At 38.1% G+C, this 12,287-nt stretch carries 10 protein-coding genes; 5 read left to right on the top strand and 5 right to left on the bottom strand.

Annotated features, from left to right (window positions below; translation table 11 throughout):
- Positions 1–55 precede the first annotated feature (55 nt).
- On the bottom strand, positions 56–430 hold the full coding sequence (gene rpsL / locus DHD80_RS15935) for a 30S ribosomal protein S12 (RefSeq protein ID WP_114492605.1): 375 nt from the start codon (positions 428–430) through the stop codon (positions 56–58).
- Positions 431–995: 565 nt separating this feature from the next.
- Between rpsL and DHD80_RS15930 the strand changes: the two genes are divergently transcribed.
- The 4 genes from DHD80_RS15930 to rlmB all read left to right on the top strand — a co-directional run bounded on the left by DHD80_RS15930 (position 996) and on the right by rlmB (position 7,202).
- Positions 996–4,151, top strand: coding sequence for a SusC/RagA family TonB-linked outer membrane protein (locus DHD80_RS15930; protein WP_251742458.1), 3,156 nt, complete (start codon positions 996–998; stop codon positions 4,149–4,151).
- Between the two features lie 16 nt (positions 4,152–4,167).
- Positions 4,168–5,574, top strand: coding sequence for a SusD/RagB family nutrient-binding outer membrane lipoprotein (locus tag DHD80_RS15925; RefSeq protein ID WP_251742457.1), 1,407 nt, complete (start codon positions 4,168–4,170; stop codon positions 5,572–5,574).
- A gap of 88 nt (positions 5,575–5,662) precedes the next feature.
- Positions 5,663–6,346 carry a hypothetical protein gene (locus tag DHD80_RS15920; protein WP_251742456.1) on the top strand — a complete coding sequence of 228 codons (684 nt, stop codon included), beginning with the start codon at positions 5,663–5,665 and terminating at the stop codon, positions 6,344–6,346.
- A 94-nt stretch (positions 6,347–6,440) separates the two neighbouring features.
- On the top strand, positions 6,441–7,202 hold the full coding sequence (gene rlmB / locus DHD80_RS15915) for a 23S rRNA (guanosine(2251)-2'-O)-methyltransferase RlmB (protein WP_251742455.1): 762 nt from the start codon (positions 6,441–6,443) through the stop codon (positions 7,200–7,202).
- Between the two features lie 84 nt (positions 7,203–7,286).
- Here rlmB and DHD80_RS15910 read toward each other — a convergent pair whose 3' ends face one another.
- A complete protein-coding gene (locus DHD80_RS15910; RefSeq protein WP_251742454.1) occupies positions 7,287–8,072 on the bottom strand; it encodes a rhomboid family intramembrane serine protease in 786 nt (261 codons plus the stop codon).
- Positions 8,073–8,146: 74 nt separating this feature from the next.
- Here DHD80_RS15910 and DHD80_RS15905 point away from each other — a divergent pair, with 74 nt between their 5' ends.
- Positions 8,147–9,421, top strand: coding sequence for a replication-associated recombination protein A (locus tag DHD80_RS15905; protein WP_251742453.1), 1,275 nt, complete (start codon positions 8,147–8,149; stop codon positions 9,419–9,421).
- Here the strand turns inward: DHD80_RS15905 and DHD80_RS15900 are convergent.
- The 3 genes from DHD80_RS15900 to DHD80_RS15890 form a co-directional block, all read right to left on the bottom strand.
- Complete coding sequence (locus DHD80_RS15900) at positions 9,415–10,257, bottom strand: hypothetical protein (RefSeq protein ID WP_251742452.1); 843 nt, start codon at positions 10,255–10,257, stop codon at positions 9,415–9,417. The genes DHD80_RS15905 and DHD80_RS15900 overlap by 7 nt on opposite strands.
- A gap of 38 nt (positions 10,258–10,295) precedes the next feature.
- The gene (locus DHD80_RS15895; RefSeq protein WP_251742451.1) at positions 10,296–11,639 is read right to left on the bottom strand and encodes a DUF5723 family protein; all 1,344 of its coding nucleotides are present in this window, start codon (positions 11,637–11,639) and stop codon (positions 10,296–10,298) included.
- Positions 11,640–11,706: 67 nt separating this feature from the next.
- Positions 11,707–12,222 (bottom strand): hypothetical protein, encoded by a 516-nt coding sequence (locus DHD80_RS15890; protein ID WP_251742450.1) that lies wholly within the window; start codon positions 12,220–12,222, stop codon positions 11,707–11,709.
- Positions 12,223–12,287: the final 65 nt, after the last annotated feature.

Genomic DNA, 12,287 nt, shown 5'->3' with positions numbered 1-12,287 from the left:
TAGATTGATCCTGGAGAGTCCTTAGAACTTTTCACTTTCAACCTTTTAACTGATTTTACTTCTTAGGGCGTTTTGCACCATATTTAGAACGACGCTGAGTCCTACCTTCTACTCCGGCAGTATCCAGCGCACCACGTACAATGTGATATCTAACACCTGGCAAATCTTTCACCCTTCCGCCTCTAACCAATACTATCGAGTGCTCTTGTAAATTGTGTCCTTCTCCCGGAATGTAGGCATTCACCTCTTTTCCGTTAGTCAACCTTACCCTTGCTACTTTTCTCATAGCAGAGTTTGGTTTCTTAGGAGTTGTAGTGTACACACGTGTACAAACACCTCTCCTTTGAGGGCACGAATCCAAAGCAGCCGATTTACTCTTCTTGGTTATTTTGCTTCTTCCTTTTCGTACTAATTGTGAAATTGTTGGCATAATTTCCTATACACTTTATTAATAATATTAAATCCCCTCTTTTTTAGGGTCTGCAAAGGTAGAAATAAAAAAATGTTATTCAAATAATTTTTCATCTAAATTTCATAGTAGCTCTATAATTTTAGTTTTAATTAAAAGTAAGAAAGAGGAAAAGTTTTGAAAATGAATCTCTGCAGAATATTATAATTGATTGTCCGTAAAATGCCATAAAGGGATAAAAGATGTCAATGGTAACTTATTTTAGGGTGACTCGATAAATATCTATAACAATAAACGGATATACATTATTATAATTCCTCAAATTCAATAATACTATATAAAGGTTTACTTTCAAGAGAAGCTAGATACTTATTATATATTATAAAAGCTTTATGAGGGGAGGATATTAATCAGTCTTTAATTTTTGTAAAAAAATCGGTTAAAATTTATGTTATCATAATTTATTAGCCGAAATCCTAATATAATTAACAAATCACCATCAAAACGATAAACTTTAAAAATAAAAGCTTGTTTTATTAACCTTTTATTAGCACTTTTGGCTCGGCTAATTCAAACAAATTTTAAAATGAAAACAAAGTTAAGTAGTATTTTAACGCTATTACTGGCGTTTGTTGTGCAAATAAGCTTTGCCCAGCAACAAACTATTACGGGTACAGTATCAGATGAAGACGGTCTTCCTCTGCCCGGAGTAAACGTTTTACTGAAAGGAACTTCAGAAGGAACCCAAACTGATTTCGATGGAAATTATTCAATCGATGCAGCTAACGGCGATGTTTTGGTATTTTCTTTTGTGGGACTTCAAACTACTGAAATAACAGTTGGAAATACCAGACAGGTAAATGTTACCCTTCAAAATGATTCCGCTCAATTGGAAGAAGTTGTGGTAACCGCCCTTGGTATTAAGAGGGAAAAACAAAGTCTTGGGTATGCCCAGCAAACCGTAGAAGGTGATGCTCTTGTGAAATCAAGGGAAACAAACATTAACAATGCACTTGCCGGTAAAGTTGCCGGGGTACAGTTTACTGGTGCTCCAAGTTCTGGTTTTGGTAATTCCAATATCCGTCTTAGAGGTAACACAGGGGTACTTTACATTGTTGATAACATTAAAGTTCAGGGTGCATCTGATATCATTACTGATGATATTGCAGACATGTCTGTACTTAAAGGTGCTGCGGCAACTGCCCTATACGGCCCACAAGGGATTAATGGTGTAATCATCATTACTACTAAAAGTGCCGCTGCAGGCCAAAGCAGTATTTCGATCAACCATAGTTCGGCTTTTGAAAGTGTTTACAAATTACCTGCCTACCAAAATGAGTATGGTGGCGGTTATTCTCAGGAATTCAACGTTTTCACTTTTGATCCTGCTCTTCACCCTGCAGATTGGGCTTCTTTTGATGGACAATCAATGGTAGAGTACTATGCTGATGAAAGCTGGGGACCAAAAATGGACGGTCAGTTAGTTAGACATTGGGACTCCTGGATCCAGGATACTCCTGAATTTGGCCAACTTAGACCATTCTCCCCTAATCCTGATAATATTAGAGACTTCTTCGAAACAGGGGTTACCCAAAACACCAATCTTACGTTCTCTAAAGGGGGTGAAGATTATTCTATTCGTGCCAGTTTAGCGAAAATCGACAGATCTGGAGTTATTCCAAATTCAGAAAGAAGTACGGTTCAGGGTTCCCTTAGTGCAAGTTTAGATATTACTGAAAAGCTACAGGGTTTTGCAAGTTTAAATTATCAGGACAGAAGGACTTCTAACTATCCTACCAATGGATATGGAAACATTGCTTCCAACTTTAACCAGTGGTGGCAAAGACAATTGGATATGGATCGTCTTAGAGACTACCGTAGAAATGGAGAGGTAGTTTCCTGGAACATTAATAGTCCTACTAACCCTCAGCCATTATACTGGGATATGCCTTATTTTGTCACCAACGAAAATGTAAATCCACAGGACAAGAATGCGCTTTACGGAAAATTAGGGGCTACCTACGAATTCAATGATAATTTAAACGCAAGCGTGGAGGTAAGAAAGACTCTTAACACTTATGAAAGTTCTAACCGAGCTGGATTTGGTGGTCTTAATCAACCATTCTATTCTGAAAATGAAAGCACAGAAACTACTGATGAATTGTTTGGTATTTTAAACTTCGAGGAAGATCTTTCTGATGACTTCGATCTTAGCGCAAGTGTTGGTTTCGAATTTTTTGACAACAACTACAAAAGTATCAATGCTTCTACTGCCGGTGGTTTAACCGCAGAAGGATTTTATAGCTTGAATACGTCAAGAGATAGACCTAATTTATCTAGTTACTATAGGGAAATTGGAAGACAATCAGCTTTTACTAAAGCATCTTTAGGTTTTAAAAATATCATTTATCTTGATGGTTCTGCCCGTCTTGACTGGCAGTCAACAGCAAACGATAATGATAACCGGGTTGAAACTTATGGAGGATCTGTAAGTATGATCTTTAGTAAATTACTTCCTCAAAACGAGGTACTAACATTTGGTAAGTTAAGAGCCAGTATTGCTGAAGCTCCAAGATTTCCTGATGCTTTCCAGATTTCAGAAACCTATAACATTGGAACACCTTATGGTTCTTATGGAAAACTTTCTGTTAAGGACGGTTTAAACAACCCAACTTTAACCGGTGGTGTACGTAGAGAGTATGAAATTGGTACGGAACTTAGGTTCTTAGATAGCCGTTTTGGTTTGGACGTTACCTATTACAATAAACAAGATGATCAGCTTCCTGCAGATGTATCTTTGGATCCATCAACCGGTTTTACCAGTTTTTCTACCAACTCAGGAAAACAGACTTATAAAGGATGGGAATTTGCACTGAATGTTATTCCAGTAAGAACAGAAGATTTCGTTTGGGATCTTACTGCTAACTTTGCTACGTTGGAACGAACTGTAGATGCTATTGCACCTGGTACTGATGTAAATGTACTATCAACTACCTGGAGAGGTATTCAACTTCAGGAAAGAGTTGGTGAAGAATGGGGAGCTATCTATGGTAGAGCCTACAGAAGGGATGACGCCGGAAATATTGTATTATCTGCAACTGGAGCTCCACGATACGATTCTAACCAGTATTTAGGAAATGTACTTCCTGATTATACGGGTGGTGCTTCCTCTTTTATGCAGTATAAAAATATGAGCTTAGGATTGGATTTTGACTTTCAAAAAGGGGGTAAAATCTTCTCTGTAACCAAAATGTTTAATGCTTATTCTGGTTTAGGAGATCAAACAGTTGGGAACAATGCTGCTGGAAACCCTTTACGTGATCCTGTTACTGGAGGTGGTTCTGCTGTTGCAGTCTCTGCAGCTGGTGCAGATACCGGGGGTATTTTAATTGAAGGTGTTGATGAAACTACTGGAGATCCTGCTTCTTATTATGTGGAAGCACAAACTTATTATGGCAGACTATTTGCTCTTCACGAAGAGTGGTTATATGATGCCTCTTACGTTAAATTAAGACAGGCCCGTTTGGATTACGAGGTCCAGGGAAATCTAATCAACAACACTCCTATTAAGAAGTTAAATGTTGGTGTATTTGCCAGTAACCTTTGGTTGATCTACAGTTCTATCGACGATATTGATATCTCAGAATTAGAAGATAGCCAAATCACTGGGTATGGTTGGACTGAAGGGGGACAATCTCCTAACACAAGAACTATTGGTCTTAACGTGAATATTACATTCTAATTAAAAGCTATAAAAAATGAAAATAAATTTTATTAAACTAACACTCTTTTTTGCAACGGTGATGCTTGTTTTTACCGGGTGTGAAAAAGTAGACTTCGGTGGGATTAACGATAATCCCAACGAACCAACCCAACCCTCTGCAGGAAGTTTATTGGCAAGTGCCGAAGGTGCAGTTCACAATTACGTAGGTGCAACTACACCAAATCTTTATGTGCAGTATCTCTCAAATGGCCAGTATGATGAAGAATCCAGATACCAGACTTTAAACTGGGATACTTCTTACTGGTACGGTGTATTGACTGATCTTGACAGAATGATCGAAGTGAGTGAAAATCCAAATCAAATTGCCGCAGGAACCATTCTTAGAGTATACTTATTTGAGGGAATGACTACCCGTTGGGGACAACTTCCTTATACTGAGGCTCTTAAGGGATTGGATAATCAATTCCCGGCATTTGATGCTCAGGAAGATATCTATAATGGACTTTTCGCCGAGTTAGACGCAGCTCTTGGAATGATTGATGCTGGTGGGAATGCCGTTGCCGGAGATTATATTTTTGGTGGGGACATTACAAAATGGGAATCTTTTGGACAAACGCTGAAGCTTATTATGGGCCTAAGATTGTCTAATGCAAACCCAACTTTAGGTCAGCAAAAATTTAACGAAGCTCTTGGAAATGAAATCATGAGCAATTCTGAAAATTTCTTCTATCCTTACTTAGCTGATGAAAACAATGACAACCCATGGGAAGATCGTTTCTTAGCACCTAGTTTTAGAAGGGATTATTTAGTAAGTGATGTATTTGTTGATGCGCTTATCGGTTCAGGATCTGCTGATGCTCCTGAGGATACCAGACTTTATGGTATGGCTCAACCGGCAACTACTTCTGGTACTTTTGTAGGTGCTCCTTATGGACAGGTTAATTCTGCAACAGATGATTATTCTTTTATTACAGGAGATATCATTTTCAACCAGGAAGCTCCTCTTTATATGTTTACTTATGCAGAAGTTCTTTTCGCCAGAGCGGAAGCTGCTGAGCTGGGATGGACTAGTGAAAACGCTGAAGACCTCTACAAACAAGCTATTATGGCTTCTTTCGATCAATGGGGACAATCTTCTGAGGCTGCTACCTCTTATATTTCTAAGAATGCATATAACGGAACTGATTCTATTGGTTACGAAAAATGGGTCGCTCTTTACTTCCAGGGTTATGAAGCCTGGGCTGAGTGGAGAAGATTGGAAGCAATGGGTTATGAAAAAGCGCTGGTTGCTCCTGAAGATCTTTTAAGCAACGCAACTGATGTTCCAGATAGACAGGCATATGCCGCAACTGCTTCTTCTTTAAATGAAGCCAGCTACAATGCAGCTATAAGCGCACAGGGTCCAGATGAACTGAATACCAAGATCTGGTTGTTTGAATAAATGACTAAGGCACAATAATTGCGAAAACCTGTTCTGTAAAGAGCAGGTTTTTTTTTACCTTGTTCTCATTAATACTTAAATTCAAATTATGAAAAAATTATTCACCTTAATCTGTGCAATTGTGGGAATCACATCGCTTTCCGCACAAAACCCCACTAATTCAGGGAATCTCGCAGAGGGTTTCAAAATAATGCGGAGCGGTGCTGAAGGAACTCCATATCTAAGTGAAGACTGGTATATTGGTTACGGAATTTTTAAGGATGGGACTACTTCCAGACCACAACAAATGAATTATGATATTCATGGAAATAACCTGGTGTATAAAACTGCCGGAAACGACAATGTGATGAAATTGATGGATAATTCCTTCCAGGGTTTTATTTTGAAAAATGGTGATGAAGAAATGCTTTTTGCCAAAATTGATGGAAATGCTTTCGATAAAGAAAAAGATGATGAAAAATACTATCAAATTGTAAAAGCTCCTTCCAGGAACGTCATTATCCAGTATGAAAAGAAACTGGATGATCCTAATGCCAGCGGTTGGATGTCTAGCAAGGATAATACACTGAATGCCGAATATAAAATGGATATCGAGTATTATGTTATGAACAAAGATGGAAAATATGAAGAAGTAAAACTTAAGAACAATAGCGTCCTTAAAGTTTTTAAAGATAAAAAATCTAAACTTTCTTCATATATGGTTTCAAATAATATTGATATTGATACAGCCGAAGATCTTTCAAAAGTTGTTGACTACTATCACAGTATATAAAGAATATTTCCAGATACATAAGCCACCACTCCAGGTGGCTTTTTTATTCCAGCTAATTTTATAAACCTCTTTGAACAAATTCTATATTTGCATTATGAATGAGCAAACCAGAATTTTTGGAATAAGAACGGTAATCGAGGCGATTGACAGTAATGAGTCCATTGAGAAAATTTATGTGCAAAAAGGAATATCAGGTCCTTTGTTTCAGGAGCTAAATCGAAAAATTAAGGAAGGAAATTTTAGTATTTCCTATGTTCCCATTGAAAAGTTGAACAAACTGGCCAACGGTAACCATCAGGGTGTTGTCGCAAATATTTCTCCAATACAATTTGTAAGTCTGGAAGATTTGATGAATTCTATGGAAAATTCTGAAAGCACTCCCCTTTTCCTACTTCTCGACGGCCTTACCGATGTTCGCAATTTTGGAGCTATCATTAGAACAGCAGAATGCTGCGGGGTAAACGGTATCATTATTCCTGAAAAAGGTTCCGCTCCCATCAATGCTGATGCGGTAAAAACTTCAGCAGGAGCTGTATTTAAAATTCCAATCTGTAAAGTAAGCCATATAAAGGATGCGGTTTTTTACCTGCAAAGCTATGGCGTAAAATTACTGGCCGCTACCGAGAAGACCGATACTGTTATATACGACGTAAAATTAGATCAGCCTTTGGGAATTATTATGGGAAATGAAGGAGTGGGTGTAAGTAAATCGGTTTTAAAAGCTTCAGATTTTACCGCAAAATTACCTCTGCTTGGCAGTATTGAATCTTTAAATGTTTCTGTAGCCTGCGGAGCCTTTTTATATGAGGTAGTGAGGCAGAGAATCGTCCCCCTAGCCCCCGAAGCGGGGATCTGATTTCAGTAAGAGTAAGCATAATAGGCAATCTTTGCTGGGAATTGTTAACTGTAAACTAAGACCACCCCCCACTAAGAAGCCCTTCTACTTTTCCTTATCCTCCTTATAAATATAGTTATAGCCAATCTCATCGCTACGTTCTTCAGGTTCGGGCAACTTCTCGCCCTTAGTGGGCAGGAGAGCTTCCTTCTCCCCCTTTGGGGGCTGGGGGGATTCAATAAAATTACCATTTTCGTCAAAGTGTTTCATAAATAGGTCATCTTCCGCATTATATTCCGGTTGTTCCCATTCAAATTTTGGGGCTACATAAAATTTATTTCTGTACACTAACGCCAATCCCAGACCACTTAATAATCCGGAAAGATGGCCTTCCCAGGAAATGTCAGGATCCATTGGCGTGACATACCAGATTAATCCTCCATATAAAAAAACTACGATTAAAGAAAGCGCTACCAGACGATAGTATTTGGAAAAGATGCCTTTAAAGAATAAAAATGAAGCAAGTAAATAAATAATTCCACTGGCCCCAATATGGTTTGCCTCCCTCCCAATTAGCCAGGTTAGCAAACCGGTGGTGAACATCCCAATTAATAAGACTTTCCAACTAATTTGTCTATAAAAATAGAAGAGCGCGAGTGATAAGATAAAAAGCGGGATGGTATTATTAAATAAATGTTTGATATCTGAATGTATAAAAGGGGAAAATAAGATGCCTCTTAAACCCACAATTTCACCCGGCCGGACTCCGTATGAACTCAACCGAATTCCAAATTTCACTTCCGCCCAGAAAACGATCCAAATAAGCAATATAAACAGCAAAGGAAACCCAATGGTGCTGCTGGTAAAAACAAAAGGTGTGGAAGCTTTCAAATTTTCTTCAATTTTAACTAATATTACAAAAAAACGCCCAAACTAAATTTGGTGTAAAACTGGCAGCTATTATTATGAACCAACCCCTCGCGGAAAGATTGAGACCCAAAACACTGGATGACTATTTAAGTCAGCAGCACTTAGTGGGTGAGAATGGAGCATTAAGAAATCAAATTAAACAGGGAATTATTCCGTCGATGATCTTTTGGGGCCCTCCAGGCGTTGGAAAGACCACTCTGGCAAATATTATTGCCAATGAATCTGACAGACCCTTCTTTACTTTGAGCGCCATTAGCAGCGGTGTAAAAGATGTACGGGAAGTCATCGAAAAAGCCAAGAAAAGCGAAGGTCTTTTTACCACAAAAAACCCTATCCTTTTTATTGACGAAATTCATCGGTTTAGTAAGAGTCAGCAGGATTCTCTATTAGGAGCGGTGGAAAAGGGTTGGATTACTTTGATTGGCGCTACTACTGAAAATCCAAGTTTTGAAGTAATTTCAGCTTTGCTATCAAGGTGTCAGGTTTATGTTTTAAAACCATTCCGTAAAGATGATTTGATTGATCTCCTGAAAAGGGCCATGAAAGAAGACCGGATCATTGCTGAAAAAGAGGTAAAATTAGTAGAAACTGAAGCCCTTCTTAGGTTAAGCGGTGGTGATGCGCGTAAACTCCTGAATATTTTTGAACTCGTGGTCACTTCTGAAAAGAAAAATACCAAAATCACCAACGATCTGGTTTTTTCGAAAGTTCAGCAAAACACAGTTTTGTATGACAAAACTGGCGAACAGCACTACGATATTGTTTCGGCTTTTATTAAATCGATAAGAGGGAGCGATCCTAATGCCGCGGTCTATTGGCTGGCGCGAATGATTGAAGGTGGAGAAGACATAAAATTCATCGCGCGAAGATTGCTCATTCTAGCGAGTGAAGACATAGGGAATGCGAATCCAACAGCGCTGGTTATTGCCAATAATAGCTTCCAGGCGGTTACTACTATTGGTTATCCCGAAGCGAGAATAATTCTAAGCCAGTGTGTCACGTACCTTGCCACCTCGCCAAAAAGCAATGCGGCTTACCAGGCAATTAATCAGGCTATGGATCTGGTAAAAAAAACCGGGGATCTATCTGTTCCACTTCCCATTAGAAATGCACCCACTAAGCTAATGAAAGATCTGGGCTATGGTGATAATTACCGTTATGCCCACAATTATGAAAATAATTTTGTGGCAGCAGAATTTATGCCGGAAGAGATCAAGAACACAACCTTATACAATCCCGGAAATAATCAAAGGGAAAATGCACAACGTGAATTCCTTCGAAAACGTTGGAAAACTAAATACGGCTATTGATCCTGCAAAGCGAAAACTGACTTTTTAACTGTACCCGTTTGCCGGTCAAAATATTCCATAATTAAATTACTGTCCTGTTTATAGGCAACACCTTGTCGTACCAGCGAAAAATAAATAAATACGCCTGCTTTTTCTGTAGGGTATAATATAGCTAAAGGCTCAGTAAGGTTTTGCTGAAATAATCCCTTTCCATTTTCAATCTCCTCCAGAAAATATTTCCCGGTTGAATTTTTAGAAATTGATGCAACAGATTTTTCATTTTCATTGCTCACTTCTTCCGAAACCACTTTTGGAAAGCTTGATACTACCACCTGCTGCGGCAATTCCTCTTGATCTGCGTCATCTTTTATAGCAACTGAAGCTGACTTTTCTTCGTATGTTTTAACTGCGATATCACTAATTTCAGTTTTTTCGGAATACTTATAATCCAGATCCTTAAGCTCACTTAATGAAGTTCGTAAAGCTTCCTGGTATGCAACCTGGTAGTCTTTTGCTTTACTTTTCCCTTCTATGGTTTCATAAACCACTTTATTATTACAATCTATTAGTTGAAAAACTAATTTGGTACTGAACATTCCAGAATTATTCTGTGGTTTCAATTCCAATCCCAAACAATTATCCATCTGGTAATCTTTCGGTTTTACCGAATCCTTCATTAAAGTTTGAAAACCAGCCTCCTCAAACATATATTTCGAAATAGAGTTCAAACGATATTGATCAACCCCATCAGTAAAATCGAAAGTTTCCGGAATAATGATGTATTTATAATCATTTAGTTGTTGGGCAAATACAAAAGGTGCGTTTAATAAAATTAAGAAGAAAAGGATCTTTTTCATGGACTAAAAAATTTGAATAGATATTGAATTTAGTGAAATTAAAGCTCTTTAAATATAAACTGAAGGCCTAATTGCAGCGATGCACTGTTTGCCTTTGCCAGATTTGTAAATCCTATAAGATCATTTGCCGCCATATAAATATTGAAATTGCTCATTCTTACCGAGCCCATGACCCCAATTTTTGTTTGCGTAAAATTATCGGCGCCATAGGCGAGCCGAAAACGAAAATTATCATTTAATTTACGATCCCAATACGCGGTAACTCCATAGGTGAATCCGCGCGGTCTTTTCACTCCAGAAACCAACATTCCGAACAAATTCAAAAAACGGGGTTTAACATCTACCAGAGGATCACAGGGCAATAATGCCATTCCGGTACCAAATTCAAACCCGGCATTGAATTTTAAAGGACGCCAGTATTTATAATTATTAGCATAGGTTTCATCCCGTAAATTGGCATCTAATTGTTCTTCAAAAACATCCCAATAGGGTATTGTTTCTTCATCATCATCAAGCTCCGGGAAGAGCGGTTCAAGTCCGTCGGTTGCATAACTTCCAAAATAACTGTAATTCTCTACGTCCTTTACATGGTAAACAACACCAAGATCCTGAAAAGAACCATTTACAGAAAATTGATCTGTCATTTTATAATTAAACCCAAAATCTATTCCCACCCCAACATTCTGCCCGAAAAAAGACCTGCTTAAAAGTTCCTTTGCTGCCTGATCTACCGTCATTCCGCCATCATCATTCAACGAAGCATAGCCGGAGGTATTCACCGTCACGTTTAAATCTTCCAGGCTATGCCTAAAAAAATTATCCCCGTTGGGAGTACGATCTGTTCTAAAAACACCGGTGTTATCGATACTTTCCACATTAAAAATTCCACTATAGCCTTTAAGTCTGGCTCCTAACGTAAGCTCATCATTAAATTTGTAATTAAACCCAATATGATAAACGGTAAGCATTTCCCCGGTAAAACTAACATCAGAAAAATCGAAATTCTGGCCTATATAATCGTTATTCCCTTCAAATGCAAGAACAGCCGGATCTTTAGGGAAATAGGCAAAAGCATCAAATTCCTGATAAATCCCTCCGGAAAAATAACCTCTTTGCCCCACTTTCCAGCCGAGGGTCAAAATTTCCAGTTGCTCATTGACGGCTACGAAATCATTGGCGGTGATGCTATTCATAACCTCCCTCACCTTGTTATTTATATTCCTGCCATCATCACTAAAAATATCATATGCGGTCACTCCCGTGGATCCTACTCCAACATGTATTTGGGAAAAGAAAGGAATTCCAAAATGCTTTACAAAGTCAATATTGGTTCCTGGATTTTGAAGTAAACTTTGGGATAGATCATCTACATTATAAAGCAAAGGTTTATTTTGACTATGGCAAAACAACCCCAAAAAGAAGAATAGAAGCAGATGAGTTCGCCGCATATTAAAATTCAAACCTGTACAAACCTCTGGAAGAAAAATCCAATTCTCCTTCGAGACTCTTTGGTTCCTCCAGTATTTGTAATTCAATCGCCATATTAATAGATCTTCTCACTTTCTTTATTTCTTCACCCTCCATAATATGCAAAGTATCTATAATTCCGGGATTGACATCGCTACCTGCCGGGATTGTATAATTTACCTGGAATTGAGAATTATTTTCTTCACTCAAAAAAATAATCTTGCTGCCGATGGGAAAACTGAAGGTATTTTCATGCTTAAATCTAAATTCAGCATACATTAAACCATCCTGAACATAACTGTCATCAAGATATTCCAACCTAATGGTGTCGTGAATTACAGGCGTGAAAATTCCTGTTTCAGAATCGGTGAAATCAATTTCGTTTAATTGATATTCAATAATACTCACTTTAAGGTCTGGAGTGAGTTGAATATTTTCTGCTTCACTGAAATCCACATCCTTGAAACAGGAAGAAAACAGCGTGCAAAACACTATCAATGTAAGGAATATCTGGAGCGTTTTCAATTTCAAAGTGTGAGGCTTACTTAATAAACGAAAATACC

Origin of the sequence: Gramella sp. AN32, assembly GCF_023718305.1 — a bacterium.
Taxonomy (GTDB): Bacteria; Bacteroidota; Bacteroidia; order Flavobacteriales; family Flavobacteriaceae; genus Christiangramia; species Christiangramia antarctica.
Note: the sequence above shows the minus strand (reverse complement) of the source record. Positions and strands in the feature narration are given on the sequence as shown.

What these genes read in the sequence shown, in the direction of transcription:
- rpsL (WP_114492605.1), bottom strand. Translation starts at nt 430, where the DNA reads ATGCCAACAATTTCACAATTAGTACGAAAAGGAAGAAGCAAAATAACC.
- DHD80_RS15930 (WP_251742458.1), top strand. Translation starts at nt 996, where the DNA reads ATGAAAACAAAGTTAAGTAGTATTTTAACGCTATTACTGGCGTTTGTT.
- DHD80_RS15925 (WP_251742457.1), top strand. Translation starts at nt 4,168, where the DNA reads ATGAAAATAAATTTTATTAAACTAACACTCTTTTTTGCAACGGTGATG.
- DHD80_RS15920 (WP_251742456.1), top strand. Translation starts at nt 5,663, where the DNA reads ATGAAAAAATTATTCACCTTAATCTGTGCAATTGTGGGAATCACATCG.
- rlmB (WP_251742455.1), top strand. Translation starts at nt 6,441, where the DNA reads ATGAATGAGCAAACCAGAATTTTTGGAATAAGAACGGTAATCGAGGCG.
- DHD80_RS15905 (WP_251742453.1), top strand. Translation starts at nt 8,147, where the DNA reads ATGAACCAACCCCTCGCGGAAAGATTGAGACCCAAAACACTGGATGAC.
- DHD80_RS15900 (WP_251742452.1), bottom strand. Translation starts at nt 10,257, where the DNA reads ATGAAAAAGATCCTTTTCTTCTTAATTTTATTAAACGCACCTTTTGTA.